The organism is Pseudoalteromonas shioyasakiensis (assembly GCF_001550135.1).
GTDB lineage: Bacteria > Pseudomonadota > Gammaproteobacteria > Enterobacterales > Alteromonadaceae > Pseudoalteromonas > Pseudoalteromonas shioyasakiensis.
This window is the reverse complement of record NZ_LRUE01000021.1, coordinates 130,209-151,479: the sequence shown is the minus strand read 5'-3', so window position 1 is coordinate 151,479 and position 21,271 is coordinate 130,209. Positions and strand designations below refer to the sequence as shown.

Genomic DNA, 21,271 nt, shown 5'->3' with positions numbered 1-21,271 from the left:
ACTTGTTTGTTTTTTAATCTACCCCAAATTTAGCGTTAAAAATTATCTTTGTAAACTAGAGGCTTGGCTAAAATTTAAGGGATAAATGTATTGTTATACTATAACCTATTTTTTATTTGTGTTATTTTATAACAAATCATTTCCCTTAACTTTCACAATCAGACCTTATGAAGTACTCAACTCTTAGTTTAGCCTTAGCTGCGGCGTTTGCAGCGAATACACATGCAGCTGATAACAGCGATATCGAAACGATCACCATTGAACATAAACAGACGTTTCGTGGTGATATTCCAACAAAAGATTTACCGCAGTCGATCACCACATTAAGTAAAGACATGATGACTGATAACGGTATTACTAAGTTTCGTGATGCACTGGATTTTTCTGCCAGTATTACCCGTAAGAATAATGGTGGCGCGCTGTGGGATAGCTATTCAATTCGTGGTTTGTCAGGTAACGAAAATATGCCGTCTGGGTACTTAGTTAACGGTTTTAGTGGTGGTCGCGGCTTTGCAGGCCCACGTGATGTATCAAACATTGAATACATCGAAGTATTAAAAGGACCTGGCTCAGCACTCTATGGCCGTTCGGAGCCAGGTGGTACAGTAAACATTATTACTAAAAAGCCACAGTTTTATCAGCAAGGGCAACTTCAAGCTGAGTTCGGTAGCGATGATCACAAGCGTATTCAAGGTGATTACACTAATGGTTTAAGCGATGATTTAGCATTTCGTATCAATGGCGCATGGCAAGACAGTGACAGCTTCAGAGACTATGTACACCACGACAAATTCGTGATTACGCCTTCGCTTTATTATCAAATCAACGATAACTCATCACTGACTTATGAGTTTGAGTATGTTGATCAACAGCAAATGTATGACCGCGGTATTGTGGTGTTAAATGGTGATTTTGATACCGTACCTGAGTCACGCTTTTTAGGTAACCCAAATGATGCACCAACCAAAGTGCACTCACGCGGCCATCAATTAAATTACAGCAACGAGCTAAACCAAGATTGGAGCTTGTTATTAGGTGCTAGTTACCGTACTGCAACGTTAACGGGTTATTCGTCAGATGCTGAGCTTTCACCATCGCGTCAGTCATTATTTGATGATGGTAGAACTTTAACTCGCCAGCACAGATACCGTGACTATGAGTCTGATGATTTATCGCTGCGTTTTGAGTTAAGCGGTCACTTTGATGTTGCCGGTATCACCAACCATGTATTGATTGGTGTTGACGGTTACGACTATGAGCTGCGCACTGGGCTTTATCGCTACCGTGGTGGTAATGGCACTTACACCATTGATATTTATGAACCAGAGTACAGCACTACTGAAGGCCCTGAAGTGGGCATGCAGTACGAAAATAACGAACAGCAAAATGCGTACGGTATTTACCTGCAAGACCAACTAGATCTAACCGATAACTTAAAAGTGATGTTAGGTCTGCGTTTTGATGAAATTGAGCAAGATATCTTTGAAACTAAGTCTGGTGTGGCATCAAACAGCAAAGAAAACCGCATTAGTCCACGTTTTGGTGTGGTTTACGCACTTAATGACGACATTAACCTTTACTCAAGCTATTCAGAAGGCTTTTTACCACTGAGTGGCACCGATGCAGAAGGTAATCCATTCGGTTTTGAAGAAAGTGACTCGTTTGAAGTGGGTGTTAAATTTAGCTACGCCAATATCAGCGGTACGCTTGCTTATTTTGATGCAAGCAAGAGCAACATGCTGGTGGCAGATCCAGTAAATGTGGGTTATTCAACACCTGTAGGTAAAGCAAATAGCACAGGTTTTGAGTTAGATTTAACAGGTTCATTGGGTGACAATACCGAGTACAACCTATCTTATGCCTATGTTGATGCAGAGACTGCAACAGACAGTCTAAATGTTGATTGGTTAGTGCCAATTCCTAAAGGTAGCCCACTTGTGAACGTACCAAAGAATAACCTTTCGATTGGCTTAAACCATGACCTAAGTGTATTCGCACAAGACATAAAGATTGGTGGTCATTATCAATATGTGTCTGACCGTTTGGGCGACCCAGCTGATCTTACCTTCCGTTTACCGAGTTACCAAACTGTTGGTTTATTTGCTAAATGGCGAGCGGCTGAACGTACTACGGTATCATTAAATGTCGATAACGTGTTTGATGAGCAGTATATTGCTAGTTCTTACAATGCATTGTGGGCCTACCCAGGGGCGCCGACGCAATTTAAACTTGGCGTAAGTTATGACTTCTGAGCAAGTTAAAAGCCGTATTCACAGTATCGACATCATGCGTGGTGTCGTTATTCTGCTGATGCTACTTGATCATGTGCGAGAGCGATTTTTCTTGCACATGCAGGTGGCCGATCCCATGGTGGTTGATACAACTTCGCCGGGGCTGTTTTGGAGCCGCTTTGCCGCGCACTTTTGTGCACCAACCTTTATCTTTTTAACCGGTTTGTCGGCGTGGCTTTATAGTCACCCAGCAAGTGGCGTGGCGCGCTCAGCACGAAGCTTTTTAATCAAGCGAGGGCTTTTTTTAATCGCCCTCGAAGTGACACTGATTTGTTTTTCGTGGATGGGTTACTATCACACCATTTGGCTACAAGTGATGTGGGCGATTGGCCTTTGTATGCTGGTGTTAGCAGCATTGATTAAGCTGCCACGCAACCTATTGCTGGTGCTTGGTTTAGTTATTGTATTTGGTCACAACTTACTGACTCCAATCAGCTTTACGCCCGATGAGTTTGGTTACTCGCTGTGGACGATTTTGCATGACCGAGGCTATCTATCACAAGGCGGTTTAATCGACGTCAAAATTAGCTACCCAGTGCTGCCTTGGGTTGGCGTTATCTTATTGGGTTACTGTGCAGGTCCTTTATATGCGCACACCCAATCGGCAGATTCGCGTAAACGAGCATTACTACTGTTAGCCCTGTTATGTGTGGGATTATTTTCGCTGCTGCGTGGTTTTAATATCTATGGTGAAACCTTGCCGTGGCAAACGTTTAGCACTACAACCGAAACCATGATGTCGGTGTTTAACGTGACTAAGTACCCACCATCACTGAGCTTTTTGCTGATCACGTTAGCAGGCATGTTTGTAGGCTTGTGGTTATTTGAAAGACCACTCAACCGCTTTACTAATGGGCTACGTGTATATGGCTCTGTGCCTATGTTCTTTTATATTTTCCACCTCTATGTACTGCTATTTATGTATCAAATAGGCATGCTGATCTGGGGGGCAAATCAAGGGCAATATTTAGGAGTCAGTGATATATCAGGTATATGGTTTATTACTTTGTTGTTGGCTGTAGGGCTTTATTGGCCAACCAAGAAGTTTAGTGAATACAAGCGTAAGGCTAACAAGCCTTGGTTAAAGTATTTATAACGAAAAATGCCGATATGCTAAGCATATCGGCATTACCTACTTACTATCCTAATTAACTAATCCTTAGTTAATTCGAGGTTTTTTACGACGAAGTGCCATCAGTGGTGCAACTGCTAGTAGTAACCAGCCGAATGAACCGCTTGATGATTTCTTGTCTTTTTCAATCTCTGCTTCTGGAATCACCGCCTCAGGGAAAGTACAGCTACCATCGTCAGTATTGGCGCTTTCATCATAGTTAGTTGCTGAGCTATCAGTACAGCCAAGCTCTTCACCATCAGACATCACCGATAATACAAATGAACTCATTGCTGCATCAGTTGGGTTAACGCTGTCGCTAACTTTTACTGTTACATCAATATCACCATGGAAGTGCGCCGCTGGCGTGATAGTCACAGTGCTACCTGATGTGTGACCAGATACTTCATAAGTGAAGTTTTCGCCTAACACTTCGATTTGGTTGCTCACTTGGTTTTCGTCAGCATAAAGCACGTCAAAACTAATCGTTTCGTTCTCTGCCACCGACATATCAGTTAAGGCTGCCATTTCTAGGTTACCGATAACTTCTAGGTCAAGGGTGATGGTTTCATCATCTGCGCCAACTAAACCATTTGTAAGTGATAGTTGATGCGTTTGATTCGCCGCTTGCTCACCAATGTACGCTTGGAATTTCACGTCAAACTTAGAAATCTCAGGACCTGTGTAGTCAAGACACACAACCAGTTTGTCGTGTAGTACTTCGTCCATATTGTCGAAGCCGTACTTGTTACCGATGTTTAAATCGATTGGAATATCACCACTGATAAAGCCACGACCATCAGCAGCTTTCAAGCCGATAGAACCTTGTGCATCAACTAAGCTTAGGTTGTCGTAAGCAAAAAGTAGCTCGTATTCACCTGGCTCATAGTCAATGCCCATGCGCATGAACATTTCAACGTCAACAGATTGGCCTTCAGTTCTTGAACGCTGGATATTATCCCACTCAAGTACTAACCACTCACGCGATACTGTGTAAGTTGGTGTGATACCTGCGTTGGCGTCATAGTTACCGTAACCACCGTCAACACGCTCTGGGATCATGTTGTCACCAACCCAGAAAGGTGCGATTAGGTAAGGCGGCGGTGGCGGCTGAGTGTAACCCTCAGGCAGTTCAACGTGGAATGGCGTTGTACGGCCTTGCGAACCAAATGTGACTAAGCCAGCTGGGTTAAGTTTAATTGAGTCAAAGTGGTACTTATTAAAGAATGGGAATGACACATCAAGGTTAGTGTTCATGATTTCTTTAAATGTGTACTCAAACTCGTTGTAGTAACGACCTTCAACACCTTCTAGTGTACGCCAGCCAAGCTCACGTAGTTCTAGGTAGTGAGGATCTGGTGAATGCGCCGATGTTAATGAACACATTTCGTCTGTGATGTTGGTGGTAATGTTATAATTACGCTCAACATTTTTAGTCGTCTCTTGAACACCAACTAGTGCTAGAGCGTTGCTATCTAACATTGGTGTTACTGGCGTTGAGTTAGATGCGACAATGCTGTCAGGAACAATGTCTACGCCCGCAGGGAACTCAGTGTTTAGTGCAAATTGACGCGCTTCATCTTCGTTATTAGCAATAACGCTGATTTCGAAGTCAACTAAATCACCCACAAATGCTTTGTCTTTGTTAGCTGTAAAGGTCACGTCTTTATCAACTTGCTCGATGATCACAGGCACAAAACCAAGATTACCCGCATCTTCTGGGTTGCTACCAATATCAAAGCCACCAAAGTAGATATCGCCCACTTCCATATCAGGTAGGTTATAAGCAAGGTCAAGCTCAAGCTGGTCATAACCCGGTACGCTGCTTGGGCCTGTTACGGTTAATGAACCATTGTCTTCAGTGGTCACCGCTGTCGCAAATGATACTTCGATACCTTCATCAACTTCACCATACGATAGAGTCTGTAGGCTCATGTATAGCGTAAAGTATTCACCCGCTTCAGGGTCAACAATATTACAGAAGTTAGTTAGGGTGTAGCTCGTTGACATACATAGCGTTTCTTCATAAGACGCAATGCCATCACCGTTACTATCTTTACCCATGAACACAAGTACACGTGACGTGTCGTTCATCACGCTTGCGCTTAGCATTTTTGCGCCTTCTGGCACTGTCGTCCACTGTATGTGGTTGTTGTTCACAGCTTCGCCTTCACCTTCAACCTCTACGCTATCGAATGGGTCGCCTGGTGTGGTGTCGTTGAATAGGTGTACTGTTTCAACTTGGCCTTTTACTAAGCCGTACGATTGTGTGGTTAGGTTGCTAATTTCATCAGTATTGAATGGACCCACTTTCATCGTCGCAGAGCGGCGGTGAGCATCAATTTGAATATACTCTGGTAAACCGGTATCACCAGCGAAAGTCCATACAGGCATTTCTAAAACTGGTGATTCAGGATTGCTTGAGGTCATTACGATTTGACCTTGGTTACCTGTGTAATCAACAATTTCTTGTGGTGTTGCTTGTTGGCTTGCTTCAACCGTAACAACAATGCTTTGTGTCTCACCTGCTTTAATATCAAAGTTGCTTGGCTCAACACTAATTTTGCTATTACCAATCCAGTTTTCTGTATGAAGTGTCCAGCTTGCGTCTTCTGTCGCTGTAAAGGTTCTGATAAACGTACACTTAAAGCCACAGTCATTATCAACCATGTAAGCTGTGTTTAGTGCTTTTTCACGGCCACCAAGGCTTGGGTTAGCAGCATTCATGTTAGCAATGGTTTCATCAAGCAATAGGCCTGCTTTATCAGCACGCTCAACTTGCATTTTACCCGAACCCATTTCAGCAAGGGCAGCATCAAAGCCATCATCGGTGTAGTTGTTTAGGTACTGTGCTAAAGCAACTTGATTGTTTGCAGTTAACATCAATGCTGATTGAATTTGCATTGGTGTCCAATCAGGATGAGATTGTTTTAACAATGCTGCCGCACCCGCAACGTGTGGGCTTGCCATTGATGTACCAGACATAGATTGCCAGTCTGAAGTTGCAGGGTTGCTAGTAAATGGTTGATCGTCTGATGATGGCGCATAGATATCAACACCCGGAGCCGCAACGTCTACAAGTAAGGTGTCAAAACCAAAGTATGATGGGCCACGGCCAGAGAAGTAAGCAATGCGGTCTTTATCTACAGCATCTACAGTACCTTCGGTTGCTTCAATGGTACCCATGTGGCTGTCGCCTGTGCTTAGCCAGTCAAGTAAGCTCGTACCATCGACGTTTTTAATGTGAATGGTAGGAATAGGGTAAGTCACTGAAGGAATCGTGTAGCGATCGTAGAATGATACATGGTTATAAATAATTAAACCTTCAGCACCACCTGCTTCTACGTTTAGCGATTTAGAGTACAGCGGGTAAGAGCTACGCTTACATACGACAATTACATCTTGCGCACTTTCGTCGATAGCGGTTGCTGGGTCATCAACTAAATCAAATGTCCCTTCAGGGAATGGCTTGTCACAGTTGGCAAGCGCATAGCTTGAGCTTTCATTTGGATTTTCAAAGTCAGTTGCGGCAACGATTAAACCTGTTAGCTCGTTAAAGTTTACACCTGCACCAGCAAATGGTCCTGGCGCTGCAGTATCGCCACCAGTTAGGTTTTTAAGTTGTTTGTTACCAAAATTGACTTTAGTTGAAGGCGTATGAGCTGCAACTGTGGTTACCCAAGGTGAAGAGTGGTCAGCCGTTGAATATTCTGGGCCGCTGTTACCTGCCGCTACCGCCACAAATACACCGGTTTCAGCTGCATTCATGAACGCTTGCTCAATTGGGTCGCTCCATGGGTCTTCTTCAAGGCCACCTAATGAAGCATTCAGTACGTCAACATTATCAATCGCTGCTTGTTCTACAGCAGCTAAGATTGCGCTTGTTGGACAGCCTGCATAAGGGTCACCAGAACCACCCGGCCAACATACTTGGTATGAAATGATATTAGCGTGTGGCGCCATACCTGATACTTGCGGGAAAGTTACATTGGTTTCTAAACCAGATGATTGGCTTTCATACTCAGTCAGTTTGTAAGGAATATCGTAAAGGATATTACCTGCCGCTGTACCTGCAACGTGTGAACCATGGCTATGATAGTCTTCACCATTTTCTGGGCGAGTCTCTTCAAATACAGTATCAACGTAGGCTGCGGTGATCTCAGGGTATGAGTACACACCAATTAGCTTGTCGTTACACAGATCAGCAAATTCAGCGGTTGCACAGTCACCTAGGTACTTGTCGCCTAGAGGGTTGGTGTGAGTGTAGCCATCGCCACCTACAGCTGCAAATGATGGGTGATCGGTATTGATACCCGTATCGATGATACCGACAACCGTGCCTTCACCTTTGTTGCTGCTCGGGTTGCTAGCACTTGTGCTCCACAGTGCAGAAGCACCGGTTTGCTCAATGGTATTAAAAGTATTTAGGCTGTAGATTTTTGAGCGAGTGATCTTCTTAACACCAGCCACTTTAGCAAGGCGCTTCGCTTCATCTTGTGTCATTTGGGTGGTGAAACCGTTTAATGTCACATTGAATGTGCGCTCAACATTTAGCTGTAAGCCTTGTTGACTCATCGCAGTACTCAGTACTGATTGGCGCTTACTTGCTAGGTGGTTAGCGTAAGTTGCGATAGCAGGCTGCGCCATATTAAGCGTTGAGCGTGTTGTTGCTTGTTGCGTCTGCATTACCACATCTTTAGTGCTCGCAAGCCCTTTAACACCACCTTGGTAAGTCGAAATTGGTGCATCGTCCAGTTGCACGATATAAGTTTGAATACCACTAATATCTTTCTCTGGTGTGAAAACGCGGCTTTGTTTTTTAACTGTGTTATTAACCTTGTCTTCCCACACAAATTCATTGGTAACGGTTTGCTTTGGCGCATAGCCTGCTGGCTGTTCTGGCCATGCCTGGTCATTTAGCGCAGCAGCAGACGTACCTACACCTAAGTAAAGTGCAGATGCGACCATCACTGATACTTTTTTCATATTGAACATGTGATCTAACTTCCCTCGAAGGATTATAATTATGAGCTCGCGCTAACGGCGAACGGTTGTAATCAGTAGGGATAGTGTTGAGTTGTGACTATAACATCAATGAAATGTAAACAATTGGCACACACTGTTACAGCTTGGTACATTTTTACCGAAAAACTGTTTATCGAAACAAGATGCTTGCTCTTGCTCCGCTTAAGGTTTGTGCGTTATCTAGGCTAAACTTTGCGTTATTCCATAGGCATAGTTGCTTAACGATTGATAAGCCAAGGCCAACACCTTGGTAGCCTGTTTGGTGCACCGAAGCGGTTTTAGAAAATGGTTGCATGAGGCTGGCGCGCATATGTTCTGGGATCCCTGGGCCATCATCTTCAATCACTAACAAAGTGCCGTTTTCGCATTGTGAAAGCCTGATATGAATTTGCGTTTTAGCAAAGCGAACCGCGTTGCCGAGTAAGTTTTGCAATAAGCGTTGAAAGCTTTGTTTATCAACGCAAATGGCTGTTAATTCGCAGTCAAGACGAATAGCCAAAGGGCTATAGCTTTGAAACTTAGTAATGCAGGGCTGTAATAGCTCGTCTGGGCAGTAGTCTTTCACTAACAAGGTGGGTTCGCATTGTTCAAGCTCGGCATAGGTTAAAAACTCTTCGACTAAAAGCTCAAGTTCAATAATGTCTTGCAACACACTGTGCCGATAAGCGTTGTTATCAACGACTGCTTCGAGGGCGAATTTAGCCCGTGAAATAGGCGTTAAAAAGTCATGAGAAACAGCATTGATCAATTCGCGTTGGCTTTGATTACGGTTATGAAGCGCTAATGCCATGTTATCGAAGGTATCGCCAATGCTCTTTAGCAAGCTAAAACGTGTGAAGTGGACTTGTGCTGTAAAGTCGGCATTAGACATTTTACTACTGGCTTTGCGTAGCTTATTTAAGTCAAACAGCAGTGGGCCTGTAAAAATCACCACAGCTAAGGCAAGGCTAGAGTAAAACAGAAGGCTTACTAAAGACTGATAGCCCTGATCAGCAGGCTGGCTGTAGGGGCCAATGCTTAATAAGGTCTGTCTATCATCGGCAAGTTTATGAAAGTAAAGGTTGTTATTAGCATCGTTAACGCTAATTACCTGACCTGCTAAAAGTGATGCCTGTAATTGTTCACCAAGGTAAAAGTTCGCCAGAGGTGTTTGTTTAATATCAGGGTTATTGGGCGCAAGACTCAATATACTCTCTGCTAATTGCTGCTCTGTACTGTAACTCGGTGGGCTTGGAAAATAGGTTTCTAGTAACCAAGCGGCGCTCCCCAGACAAACTGCTAGGGTTAAATACAAATAGCAAAAAAGGCGTAGCAAACTGCATTAACCCCACGCTTGTGGAGAAAAAATATATCCTTTACCCCAAACCGTGACGATTTTTTGTGCCGGCACCGCTTCGTCACCGAGTTTTTTGCGTAAGCGACTAATGCGGCCATCGATTGTGCGGCTTTGACCATCATATTTACGGCCAATAGTGCCATCAAATAACTGATCTCGACTGACCAACTGACCCGCTGATTGAGCTAGTTGGATCAGTATTTCGAACTCTGCACTGGTCAATTCTAGTGGCTGGCTATGCAAATAAGCCTCGCGCTGAATAGTATTAATACTTAAAGAACCAAAGCGAATATTATGGGCGTTATGGGTGGTACTTGTTGGCTTAACAGCATGGCTGCGGCGAATGGTATTGTTAATTCGCGCTAATAAAATGGACGGGGAAACAGGTTTGGTTAGGTAATCATCGGCGCCTAGCTCAAGGCCAGTGATATGATCAACTTGGCTCTGCCTTGCGGTCATAAAAATAATTGGCGTATCTTGATATTGTTTTAGTTCTTTAAATACCTCAAAACCATCTTCTGATCCTAATCCGATATCAAGCAAAATTAGGTCGTACTTTTTGCAGCTTGCTTGGTAACAGGCATGGCAACCACTTTCAAAGTGTTCAATGGTATAGCCATGATCAGTTAAATAATTAGAGACTAGTTGGGCAAGTTTTAAATCATCTTCAATATATAAAATAGTATGCTGGCTCATCAAAAAATACTCCATGCGATATCACGTCGGCGTTTCTTAACATGCTGGTGGAATAAACTAATTTCAGTGCTTTCTAATGGCTCTAGCTGTTCGCTAAGTAGCTCTAATACAATGTTGCGATTGTTTTGCACTGTGATTGCAAAGTTCTGCCCTTGATTTGGCTTTTGGCAGAACAGCCTAATTTGTTGATCAGTAACACGAATGCACACCGTTTTGCTGACTTCGGTATACCAATTAATCGATACATCCATCACGCAGTCTTGCTCTATCGTTACACAGTTTTCTGGTGTTGCCTCGATATAACCGGCTTGTGCGAATGTACTGCCAACAAACGCGAGGCTACAAATGAATAAGAGTGAAAAAAGCTTCGTACGCAACATCATCAGTAATTCCATGCAAAGCCAGCATAAAAAGACAGTAAGTTGCTGTCATCGATAAGGGGGCTATCGGCAATACCCGATGATAAGCGTTGGTATTTTATATCGCTGATAAATTGCCATTGTTGATTAAACTGATATTGGTAACTGGCTTTTAGACTGTACTTTTGACTAGAGTGACCTAAAAAAGGGCTAAATCCGGCTCGTATCTCTTGTTGTGCGCTGCCATAGTAGTAATCCACTAAACCAGCACTTAAATGTTGTATTTCTGCGCCGAGCAAAACTAGATGCTGATCAAACAAAAACAAGCGCTGTGCTGATAATGCGCCTTGTAACCCTTTGTGATAGTTGGTGAGCTCCATTGACCAATGCGCGCTAAAACGCCAGCTTTGCCAGTCAACGATAGCTTCAATACCGCTCATGGCAGACAGTTTACGTTTTGATATTTTAGTAATATCACCGCGGCGCTTTGTCACCGCTGGTGTTTCGATACCTGAACCGGGTGGTGGCGGTGTCATTGAGGGGCGGCCGCCGGTTGTTCTAATCGCGGTCAGTGCTGCTGAGTGTTTAGCAAAATACAGCCCATCTTCATTAAGTTGGGTGAATAACGACACTTGATAGTTATCGCCCCACACGGGTGTCCAAGCAAACTGAGTATTTGCAAATGAAAAGTCACCGGCAAATACCTCAATGCGCGGTAGGGCATAAAGAGGAATGTCGTCTTTTTTATAAACCGGGTTGTCGAGTTGACCATAACCTAAGCTTAAACCAAGGCTTACTCCTTCATCTGCTAAATACGCAGAGTCAGTGCTGCTTGCCATTGGTGAAAGGCAAAATGCACTAATTAGAAATAAAACTCGTAGCCCAAGTGAGCAACTACCTAGAACAGTCACAAATAAACAACCTTAATGAAAAATCCTGTTAACATTAAGTTGTTATTAATGGCTTGAACAATGAAATAATGTACCAAATTGTAGCAAGGTCTGGTTTTTGTAACCTAAATTAGTTAAGGAAATTGCTTGATAAATAAGTATATTTCACTAATTTGGTTTGGTTATTTTGAGCGGTGTCGTCATTTCTTTAGTTAGAAAAAATTATTAACAATAAAATGGTGTTAAAACCTGCGCTTAGCGGTACAAAATGGCCCTAAATACACGTCATTACTGGCATGGCGGTTTATTAAGTTGCTATTTGAGTGAGTTTTTGCGATATTATTTATATTATAATATTAACAGGAAGCTAATAAGATGACTCTGCCTAGTTCTCAATCTGCAAATGCTATTCGCATACTTGCTGTCGATGCCGTTCAACAAGCTAACTCTGGCCACCCAGGTGCGCCTATGGGTATGGCTGATATTGCAGCGGTATTGTGGCAAAACTTTCACCGCCATAACCCATTAAATCCAGACTGGTCTAACCGTGACCGCTTTGTGTTATCAAATGGCCATGGTTCAATGCTTCAATATGCATTGTTACACCTAAGCGGTTACGACGTAAGCATCGAAGATATTAAGCAATTCCGTCAGCTTCACTCAAAAACACCGGGTCACCCAGAATATGGTTATACTCCGGGTGTTGAAACAACTACGGGCCCATTAGGTTCTGGTATTGCTAACGCAGTTGGTATGGCAATCGCTGAAAAAACTTTAGCAGCACAATTCAATAAGCCAAAGTTTGATATTGTTGATCACTTCACTTACTGCTTTATGGGTGACGGCTGTTTAATGGAAGGTATCTCGCACGAAGCATGTTCGCTGGCAGGTACATTAGGCCTAGGCAAGCTAATCGCATTTTGGGATGACAATGGCATCTCTATCGATGGTGAAGTAGAAGGTTGGTTCACCGACGATACACCTGCACGTTTTGAATCTTACGGTTGGCAAGTTATCCGTGATGTTGATGGTCACGATATGAATGCAATTGCGGGTGCAATCGAAGCGGCACAAAGCAACACTACGCAACCAACACTAATCTGTTGTAAAACAGTGATTGGTTTTGGCTCGCCAAATAAATCAGGTAGCCACGACTGTCACGGTGCACCACTGGGTCACGACGAAATCGCCGCTGTACGTGAGCAGCTAAACTGGCCGCACCCTGCATTTGAAGTTCCACAAGAAGTTTATAACGAGTGGAATAATCAAGCGAAAGGCCAAGAGCTTGAAGGTGCATGGCAGCAAAAGTTTGCAGCTTATAGCAAAGCACATCCTGAACTTGCAAAAGAATATACACGTCGTGTTCTTGAAAAAGCATTACCAGCTAACTTCGCTGAATTAGCTGATGAGTACATTGCTAAATGCCAAGCCGACATGCAAAACATTGCGACACGTAAAGCATCACAAAACGCGATCACCTTCTTTGCTAACCAACTTCCAGAATTAATGGGTGGCTCTGCTGACCTTGCCGGTTCTAACTTAACGTTATGGCCAGAAGCAAAAGGTTTACAAGATGCAGCTGATGGTAACTACGTATTCTATGGCGTACGTGAGTTTGGTATGAGCGCAATCATGAATGGTATTGCATTACATGGTGGCTTCATTCCATTTGGCGCAACTTTCTTAATGTTTATGGAATACGCACGTAATGCAGTACGTATGGCAGCATTAATGAAAGCGCAAAGCATTTTTGTGTATACCCATGACTCAATCGGTCAAGGTGAAGATGGTCCTACTCACCAACCAATCGAGCAAATCGCTAACCTTCGTATGACACCAAATATGACTGCATGGCGTCCGTGTGATGAAACTGAAACAGCAGTAGCTTGGCGTCAATCGTTATTAAAAGAAACAGGCCCAAGTTCACTTATCTTCAGCCGTCAGGGTACCAAAGCAATGGCACGTGATGCACAGCAAGTTGCTGACATTGCAAAAGGGGGTTATGTACTTGTTGATAGCGAACAAGCTGCAGAGCTTATCCTTATTGCAACGGGTTCTGAGGTAGAGTTAGCTGTGAATGCTGCTGCTGAGCTAAAAGCACAAGGCAAGCAAGTTCGCGTGGTATCTATGCCATCAACTAATCAGTTTGACAGCCAAGATAAAGCATACCGTCAAAGCGTGTTACCTGCGGGTACACCTAAGATTGCTGTTGAAGCTGCACACCGTGACTTCTGGTTCAAGTATGTTGGCCAAGATGGTGATGTACTAGGCATGGACACATTTGGTGAGTCAGCGCCTGGTGCCGTATTGCTTGAGCACTTTGGTTTCACAGTGGCAAACCTAGTTGCAAAAGCAAACGCATTACTTGCTGAATAATGTGACTGGCGAAAAATTATCGTAATCGCAACACGATAAACCTACATTTGTGATGATGTGTAGGTAATAAAAAAGCCCGCAAACTTTGGTTTGCGGGCTTTTTGCTGCTTAAACAATCGGTTTAAACTAATTCGCTTAAGATTGACTCTAGTTTTTCTTGGTCAATTGCGAACTGACGAATACCTTGGCTTAGTTTTTCAGTAGCCATGGCATCTTCATTCATTTCCCAGCGGAAAGCTTGCTCAGTCATTGCCGCTGGCGCTTCTGCTTTTTCTGTTGCTGGTAATAGTTTTTGAGTTAATGGTGCGTCAGTTGCAGCTAGTTCAGCAAGTAACTTAGGGCTGATAGTTAAACGGTCACAACCTGCTAATTCTTGGATTTCACCGATGTTACGGAAGCTTGCGCCCATTACAATCGTTTCGTAGCCGTGCTTTTTGAAGTAGTTGTAGATATGCGTTACTGACTTAACGCCCGGATCGTTAGCACCGTCGAAATCAGCGCTTGCATCTTGTGCTTTGTACCAGTCAAGAATACGACCAACGAATGGTGAAATTAGGTAAGCACCCACTTCGGCACAAGCACGTGCTTGAGCAAATGCAAATACCAGCGTTAGGTTACAACGGATACCTTGTGCTTCAAGTACCTTAGCTGCTTGAATACCTTCCCATGTTGAAGCAATTTTGATTAACACGCGTGATGTGTCGATACCTTGCTCTTTATATAAAGCAACAAGCTCAAGTGCTTTATCAACAGTTGCTTGAGTATCAAATGATAAACGCGCATCCACTTCTGTTGAAACTAAACCTGGCACTTGCTCCATTAATTTAGAGCCAATTAATACCGCTAGCTTATCAGCTGCTTTTGTTACAACTTCAGCTGCGTCACTGCTTTGTGCTTTTGCCCATGATACGGCTTCTGCAGCAAGTGGGCGATATTTCTCAATTTGAATCGCGTTTAAGATTAGTGATGGGTTTGTTGTTGCATCTTGCGGTTTATATTCGTTGATTGCTTCAAAATCACCCGTGTCAGCAACAACGGTTGTCACTGCTTTAAGTTGTTCTAATTGACTAGACATAGTTATCCCATTCTTATCATATAAAAGTTAATGTAGTGGCTTTAACCTATTATTTGTGCTGAAAAAACAATCTAATCTACCAGAGAAACTGCGCAATAAATCGCCCGCCAGCAGCAAATAATCCTGTTAATAATATTTTTATAATACCTTTACAATCTGGTATTGTTGATATTATCATACAAATAAAGATAATGACTAACAATGTTAGTAAGCAATTAGTGAAAGGTAATTATGTCTCGTTATACGTTGGGATTAGACTACGGGTCGGACTCGGTAAGAGCATTACTCGTTGATGTTGCGACTGGTGAAGAACTTGCCAGCCATTTAGTAAACTACCCGCGCTGGGCACAAGGTTTATATTGTGACCCAAGTAAAGATCAGTTTCGTCAGCATCCACAAGACTATATTGATAGCCTTGTAGAAGTAGTTAATGGTCTTTGGTCACAAGTTCCAGCAGGTACTGCAGACAAAGTAGTGGGTATGAGCTTTGATACGACAGGCTCAACACCTGTAGCAATTAATAGCCAAGGTACACCACTGGCATTAACTGAAGAATTTGCAGAAAACCCAAATGCAATGTTCATTTTGTGGAAAGACCATACGTCTATTAAAGAAGCAAATGAAATCACTGAAGCTGCAACTAACAATGATGTGAACTACCTTTCACACATGGGCGGTATCTACTCTTCTGAGTGGTACTGGGCCAAAGCATTACATATTTTCCGCGTTGATAGCAGTGTTAAAGCAGCCACATATTCATGGGTTGAGCACTGCGATTGGATGACCGCGCTAATGTGCGGCACAACACACCCTGAAGCATTAAAGCTAGGTCGTTGTGCAACGGGCCACAAACAAATGTGGAACGAGCAGTGGGGCGGTTTCCCACCAAACAGTTTCTTCAGCAATATCGATCCACTATTAGATGGTGTTGTTGATACGTTAAATGCAACTACAGAGCCAAGCGATCAAGTTGCTGGCAACTTAACTGCTGAGTGGGCCGAGAAGCTAGGTTTACCACAAGGTATCGTGATTGGTTACGGTGCATTTGACTGTCACATGGGCGCAGTAGCAGCCAATGTTCGTCCTGGCGTTCTAACTAAAGTAATGGGTACTTCAACTTGTGACATCACAGTAACGTCTAAAGAACAACTAGGTGATACTTGCGTTAAAGGTATTTGTGGTCAAGTTGATGGCTCAGTGATCCCAGGGTTAATTGGCTTAGAAGCCGGTCAATCTGCATTCGGTGACTTATACGCATGGTTCAAAAACCTAGTACTTTGGCCAACTCGCCAACTTACAAATCTATCTGACGCTGAACAAGCGTTAGTTAACAAGCTAGAAGATTCAATCTTAGTTGATCTATCAAAAGCAGCGGCAGCACTGCCTGTAACAAGCAACGATGTAACTGCGCTTGATTGGGTAAATGGTCGTCGTACGCCAGATGCTGACCAAAGCGTTGCCATGGCATTAACAGGCTTAAAAATGGGCACTGATGCACCTAAGTTCTTCAAAGCACTTGTTGAAGCAACTGCCTTTGGCGCACGTGCTATCACTGAGCGTTTCCGTAGCGAAGGCGTACCAATCGAGTCAGTGGTTGTTATCGGCGGTATCTCTAAAAAATCAGATTACGTAATGCAAACTTGTGCTGATGTTTGGAACTGCCCAATCGACGTTTTAGAAAGTGAGCAAAGCTGTGCATTGGGTGCAGCAATTATGGCTGCGGTTGCTGCGGGTGAGCACGCAACAGTGGCAGATGCTCAAAAAGTGATGGCGTCGTCTGTATGTCATCAGTATTTACCAAACCCTGAGCGCGTTGCTGTGTATGACGAGCTTTATGCCAACTACCAAGCACTTGCAAGCTATGTAAACGGAGACAAAGCATGAGTTTTAATGAACTAAAACGTGAAGTCTATGAAGCGAACATGGAGCTGCAACGTCGTGGCTTAGTAATTTATACCTTTGGTAACGTATCGCAAATCGACCGCGACAAAGGCGTGATTGCGATTAAACCAAGTGGTGTTTCGTACGACCAAATGAAAGCCGACGACATGGTGATCGTTGACCTTGAAAACAACATTGTTGAAGGTTCTATGCGTCCGTCTTCTGACACCAAAACACATGTTCATTTATATCGCCACTTTGATTCAATTGGCGGTGTAACACACACGCATTCGACCTATGCAACTGCATGGGCGCAAGCAAAACAAAGCATTCCTTGTCTTGGCACAACTCACGCTGACTATGTACACGGTGACATCACCTGTACTCGTGAGCTAACCGATGAGCAAGTGAATGGCGATTATGAATTAGAAACCGGTATTCAAATTACTGATGCGTATCAAGACCGCGATCCGAAAGCTGCACCTATGGTGATTGTTGCGGGTCATGCGCCTTTCACGTGGGGTAAAGATGCCGCTCAGTCTGTATACCATGCCGCGCTACTCGAAGAGATTGCACGCATGGCGTATTTAACACGCACTTTAGATCCACACGCAGCTGAACTTAAAAAAGCAGTGATGGATAAACATTATCTACGTAAGCACGGTAAAAACGCGTATTACGGTCAGAGCAAATAGCAAGAATTTAGAGGATTATTAACATGACGACGATGACGAAAGAAGTCTGGTTTGTTACCGGCTCACAACATCTTTATGGTCCTAAGGTGTTAGAAACGGTTGCCAAAGACAGCGAAGCAATTGTAGCGGGCTTAAACAGCGAAGCTAATCTACCAGTAAACTTGGTATGTAAGCCTACCGTTAAGTCACCTGAAGAAATTCACGCTGTTTGCCAAGCGGCAAATACGGATCCTAACTGTGTTGGTTTAGTTTTATGGATGCACACTTTCTCACCTGCGAAAATGTGGATTGCTGGCCTAAGCGAATTACGTAAGCCTTGGTTACACCTTCATACTCAGTTCAATGCAGCCCTTCCTTGGTCTGACATCAACATGAACTACATGAATACGCACCAAAGTGCACACGGTGACCGTGAGTTCGGTTTCATCGGTACTGTAATGCGTAAAGAGCGTAAAGTTGTTGCAGGTCACTGGCAACGTGCTGACGTACAACAGCAGTTAGATGACTGGTGTCGTGCGGCAAAAGGTTGGGCAGAAAGCCAAACACTTAAAGTTGCGCGTTTTGGCGACAACATGCGTCAAGTTGCAGTTACTGAAGGTAACAAAGTTTCAGCGCAAATTACTTTTGGTTATGAAGTACACGCCTTTGGTGTCGCTGAGCTTGTAAAAGTGGTTGATACTATCACTGAAGAAGAAGTTGATGCACAGTTAGAGCTTTATAAGCAAGACTACGTAATTGCTGACGAAACTCTACAAGACGATTACGCAGTGAAAATGCTACGCAACGAAGCACGTTTAGAGCTTGGTATGGAGCGTTTCTTAGAGAAAGGCGGCTTTAAAGCATTCACTAACTGTTTTGAAGACTTATCAGGTCTTTCTGGTCTTCCTGGTCTTGCTACACAGCGACTAATGTCGAAAGGCTATGGTTACGGTGGTGAGGGTGACTGGAAAACAGCTGCTATGGTTCGCATCATGAAAGTAATGGGTGAAGGCCGTGAGGGCGGTTGTTCATTCATGGAAGATTACACTTACAACATGGGTGAAACTGACCAAGTACTTGGCGCGCACATGTTAGAAGTGTGTCCTTCAATTGCAGCACAAAAACCACGTCTTGAAGTTCACCAGCACACTATCGGTGTGAAATGTGATGTAGGTCGTTTATTGTTTACTGCAAAACCGGGTGCTGCAATCAACGTATCACCAATTGATATGGGTAACCGTTTCCGTATTCTTATTAACGAAGTAGATACAGTGGCTCCGCCAGCTGATTTACCTCACTTACCGGTTGCTTCAGCGCTTTGGGAACCAAAACCAAATCTATCTGTAGCATCAGCTGCATGGATCCACGCCGGTGGTGCACACCACACTGCATATAGCCAAGCAGTAACAACCGATATGATTATCGATTTTGCTGAAATGGCTGGCGTTGAAACGATGATCATCGATAACGATACGACGATCCGTGGTTTCAAAACAGAGCTTCGTCATAACGCAGCTTACTACATGCTAAAACGTGGCCTGTAAGAATTAGTACTTTATGTACTAGAACGTGCTGTGTGTGAGCACGTTCACCCCAAATTTTGTTGTCGATTAAGCCAGTGATGAGCCTCGCTCTTCGCTGGCTTATGCTATTGTGAAGCGAAACATTTTAGGAGTAGATATGATCGATTTAAGCGCCTACCAAGGCATTATTTTTGATATGGATGGCACCTTAATTGACTCAATGGGCAGTCACTTAAAGGCATGGCAAAAAGCTTGCGAAGCCTATGGCTACCCATTCGATTACGACTACATGTACAGCTTAGGTGGCATTCCGACCGTTAAAACAATTGAAATGCTTAACGAAAAATTTGGTTTAGAACACGACCCTCTAGTTGTGGCAAAAGATAAACACCAGTTTTGGGTTGATTTACAGCACCAACCGCTAGTAATTGACGAAACCGTCGCAGTACTTGAAAAGTACCATGGTGTATTGCCTATGGGCGTTGGCACAGGCGCTGACCGCGAGCATGCAATTGATCATCTAACTGATACCAATTTAATAAATAAAATTGGTGCGTTAGTGACTGCCAGTGATGTAAGTAAAGGCAAGCCAAACCCAGAAACATTCTTAAAAGTAGCAGAGCAATTAGGTGTTGAGCCAAGCCAATGTGTGGTATTTGAAGACACGCAAATTGGTTATCAAGCTGCCAAAAGTGCGGGAATGGATTGCATCATGGTGAAAGACGGAAAAATCCAACTTTAGCGATTAAAGTTGCAATGACACCCTTATTTGTATTATAAAACTATAAATACAATTACAAAAAGGTTATTCGTATGTCATTGCAATGTGTTTTCCAAGGTTTAAAAACAACTCATCAAACAGCCAGTTCGAACACGAAAAAGTCGCGCGGGCTTTATGCATTGTTGGTGACATGTGGGATTGCCCTTACACCAGCTTGTGCTCATCAAGGAGACAATATGACTACTTCCCCTTCAGCATCAATGACGGCCTATGGCGTACTTGCTGATCAAACGCCAGTTAATCAAGTAACGCTGACTAACAGCAATGGTATTAGCGTTGATGTAATCAACTACGGCGGCATAATCACGCGTATTGAAACACCTGATGCAAAAGGCGAAATGGGTAATATTGTACTGGGTTTAGATAACCTAGAAGCATACACAAAAGCGACAACTTACTACGGTGCAATCATCGGTCGTTTTGGTAACCGTATCGCAAACGGTAAATTCACGTTAAATGGCACTGAATACCAATTAGCAACTAACGATGGTGACAACCACTTACATGGTGGTGTGCAAGGTTTCGATAAGAAAGTATGGAACATGACACCGTTCACGACGCAAAACAGTGCCGGTGTTACCTTAAGCTTAGTGAGCCCTGATGGCGACCAAGGCTACCCGGGTGAAGTGACGACTGAAGTAACTTACACGCTAACGAACAACAACACGTTAGATATGCAGTTTATTGCTACAACAAGCAAGCCTACCATCATCAATATGACGCAACACAGCTACTTTAACCTAGCGGGTAAAGGCGACATTCTTGATCACCAAATGCAAATTAACTCAAAAGCAATTACCCCTGTGGATGGCGGCTTGATCCCAACGGGTGAGTTGATGGATGTTGCAGGCACACCGTTTGACTTCCGCACAGCGAAAGCAATTGGTCAAGACATCAAAGCTAGCAACGAACAACTGAAACTTGGTAAAGGTTATGACCATAACTTTGTGCTTAAAGACACGCCAAGCAATGAACTTATGGAAGCGGCGACGGTTTACGAAGCAAATTCTGGCCGTACGTTGACAGTTTACACAGAAGAGCCTGCTGTACAGTTTTATTCAGGTAACTTCTTAGACGGTAGTACTCAGCAAGCGTCTGGCTTAGTGCATAATTTCAGAAGTGGTTTTTGTTTAGAGCCACAGCATTTCCCTGATGCACCAAATCAGCCAACGTTCCCAAGCACAACATTATTACCGGGTGACGTGTATTCAACACGCATCGTGTACGAATTTGGTACAAAATAAAGGAACACA

14 protein-coding genes are annotated in these 21,271 nt (G+C 43.6%); 8 read left to right on the top strand and 6 right to left on the bottom strand.

All coding sequences use genetic code 11. From position 1 onward, the window contains the following. Nucleotides 1–167 precede the first annotated feature (167 nt). Both PASHI_RS16330 and PASHI_RS16325 read left to right on the top strand, forming a co-directional pair. Nucleotides 168–2,252, top strand: coding sequence for a TonB-dependent siderophore receptor (locus tag PASHI_RS16330; RefSeq protein WP_062566364.1), 2,085 nt, complete (start codon nt 168–170; stop codon nt 2,250–2,252). Further along, the gene (locus PASHI_RS16325) at nt 2,242–3,387 is read left to right on the top strand and encodes an acetyltransferase domain-containing protein (protein ID WP_062566363.1); all 1,146 of its coding nucleotides are present in this window, start codon (nt 2,242–2,244) and stop codon (nt 3,385–3,387) included. Before PASHI_RS16330 ends, PASHI_RS16325 begins: the two co-directional genes overlap by 11 nt. A 63-nt stretch (nt 3,388–3,450) precedes the next feature. Here PASHI_RS16325 and PASHI_RS22370 read toward each other — a convergent pair whose 3' ends face one another. From PASHI_RS22370 to PASHI_RS16300, 5 genes are all read right to left on the bottom strand, one after another. After that, nucleotides 3,451–8,397, bottom strand: a complete 4,947-nt coding sequence (locus PASHI_RS22370; RefSeq protein ID WP_062566362.1) for a S8 family serine peptidase — start codon at nt 8,395–8,397, stop codon at nt 3,451–3,453. A gap of 160 nt (nt 8,398–8,557) precedes the next feature. After that, nucleotides 8,558–9,742: an ATP-binding protein gene (locus PASHI_RS16315; RefSeq protein ID WP_167542021.1), complete on the bottom strand. Its 1,185-nt coding sequence runs from the start codon at nt 9,740–9,742 to the stop codon at nt 8,558–8,560. Nucleotides 9,743–9,748: 6 nt separating this feature from the next. Continuing rightward, nucleotides 9,749–10,459 (bottom strand): response regulator transcription factor, encoded by a 711-nt coding sequence (locus PASHI_RS16310; protein WP_062566360.1) that lies wholly within the window; start codon nt 10,457–10,459, stop codon nt 9,749–9,751. Continuing rightward, nucleotides 10,459–10,842, bottom strand: coding sequence for a DUF3019 domain-containing protein (locus PASHI_RS16305; protein ID WP_062566359.1), 384 nt, complete (start codon nt 10,840–10,842; stop codon nt 10,459–10,461). Before PASHI_RS16305 ends, PASHI_RS16310 begins: the two co-directional genes overlap by 1 nt. Continuing rightward, nucleotides 10,842–11,729, bottom strand: a complete 888-nt coding sequence (locus PASHI_RS16300) for a MipA/OmpV family protein (protein ID WP_156426497.1) — start codon at nt 11,727–11,729, stop codon at nt 10,842–10,844. The genes PASHI_RS16305 and PASHI_RS16300 overlap by 1 nt, the downstream gene beginning before the upstream one ends. Nucleotides 11,730–12,083: 354 nt before the next feature. Between PASHI_RS16300 and tkt the strand changes: the two genes are divergently transcribed. Further along, nucleotides 12,084–14,084, top strand: a complete 2,001-nt coding sequence (gene tkt / locus PASHI_RS16295; RefSeq protein ID WP_062566357.1) for a transketolase — start codon at nt 12,084–12,086, stop codon at nt 14,082–14,084. A gap of 121 nt (nt 14,085–14,205) precedes the next feature. Here tkt and tal read toward each other — a convergent pair whose 3' ends face one another. Next, nucleotides 14,206–15,159, bottom strand: coding sequence for a transaldolase (gene tal / locus PASHI_RS16290; RefSeq protein WP_062566356.1), 954 nt, complete (start codon nt 15,157–15,159; stop codon nt 14,206–14,208). Between the two features lie 231 nt (nt 15,160–15,390). On the opposite strand from tal, the gene PASHI_RS16285 reads away from it, so the two are divergent. The 5 genes from PASHI_RS16285 (at nt 15,391) to PASHI_RS16265 (ending at nt 21,262) form a co-directional block, all read left to right on the top strand. Then, nucleotides 15,391–17,043: a ribulokinase gene (locus PASHI_RS16285; RefSeq protein WP_054562996.1), complete on the top strand. Its 1,653-nt coding sequence runs from the start codon at nt 15,391–15,393 to the stop codon at nt 17,041–17,043. After that, complete coding sequence (locus PASHI_RS16280) at nt 17,040–17,735, top strand: L-ribulose-5-phosphate 4-epimerase (RefSeq protein WP_062566355.1); 696 nt, start codon at nt 17,040–17,042, stop codon at nt 17,733–17,735. Before PASHI_RS16285 ends, PASHI_RS16280 begins: the two co-directional genes overlap by 4 nt. A gap of 23 nt (nt 17,736–17,758) precedes the next feature. After that, the gene (gene araA, locus PASHI_RS16275; protein WP_062566354.1) at nt 17,759–19,258 is read left to right on the top strand and encodes an L-arabinose isomerase; all 1,500 of its coding nucleotides are present in this window, start codon (nt 17,759–17,761) and stop codon (nt 19,256–19,258) included. Nucleotides 19,259–19,394: 136 nt separating this feature from the next. Continuing rightward, on the top strand, nt 19,395–19,979 hold the full coding sequence (locus PASHI_RS16270) for an HAD family hydrolase (RefSeq protein WP_062566353.1): 585 nt from the start codon (nt 19,395–19,397) through the stop codon (nt 19,977–19,979). 215 nt (nt 19,980–20,194) lie between these two features. Further along, complete coding sequence (locus PASHI_RS16265) at nt 20,195–21,262, top strand: aldose epimerase family protein (RefSeq protein WP_240701511.1); 1,068 nt, start codon at nt 20,195–20,197, stop codon at nt 21,260–21,262. The last annotated feature ends 9 nt before the right edge of the window (nt 21,263–21,271 follow it).

Bases quoted from the DNA above. Each gene is read 5' to 3' on its own strand.
- PASHI_RS16305 (WP_062566359.1), bottom strand. From the start codon at position 10,842: ATGATGTTGCGTACGAAGCTTTTTTCACTCTTATTCATTTGTAGCCTC.
- PASHI_RS16330 (WP_062566364.1), top strand. From the start codon at position 168: ATGAAGTACTCAACTCTTAGTTTAGCCTTAGCTGCGGCGTTTGCAGCG.
- PASHI_RS16310 (WP_062566360.1), bottom strand. From the start codon at position 10,459: ATGAGCCAGCATACTATTTTATATATTGAAGATGATTTAAAACTTGCC.
- PASHI_RS16270 (WP_062566353.1), top strand. From the start codon at position 19,395: ATGATCGATTTAAGCGCCTACCAAGGCATTATTTTTGATATGGATGGC.
- tal (WP_062566356.1), bottom strand. From the start codon at position 15,159: ATGTCTAGTCAATTAGAACAACTTAAAGCAGTGACAACCGTTGTTGCT.
- tkt (WP_062566357.1), top strand. From the start codon at position 12,084: ATGACTCTGCCTAGTTCTCAATCTGCAAATGCTATTCGCATACTTGCT.
- PASHI_RS16285 (WP_054562996.1), top strand. From the start codon at position 15,391: ATGTCTCGTTATACGTTGGGATTAGACTACGGGTCGGACTCGGTAAGA.
- PASHI_RS16325 (WP_062566363.1), top strand. From the start codon at position 2,242: ATGACTTCTGAGCAAGTTAAAAGCCGTATTCACAGTATCGACATCATG.
- araA (WP_062566354.1), top strand. From the start codon at position 17,759: ATGACGACGATGACGAAAGAAGTCTGGTTTGTTACCGGCTCACAACAT.
- PASHI_RS16265 (WP_240701511.1), top strand. From the start codon at position 20,195: ATGACTACTTCCCCTTCAGCATCAATGACGGCCTATGGCGTACTTGCT.
- PASHI_RS22370 (WP_062566362.1), bottom strand. From the start codon at position 8,397: ATGTTCAATATGAAAAAAGTATCAGTGATGGTCGCATCTGCACTTTAC.
- PASHI_RS16280 (WP_062566355.1), top strand. From the start codon at position 17,040: ATGAGTTTTAATGAACTAAAACGTGAAGTCTATGAAGCGAACATGGAG.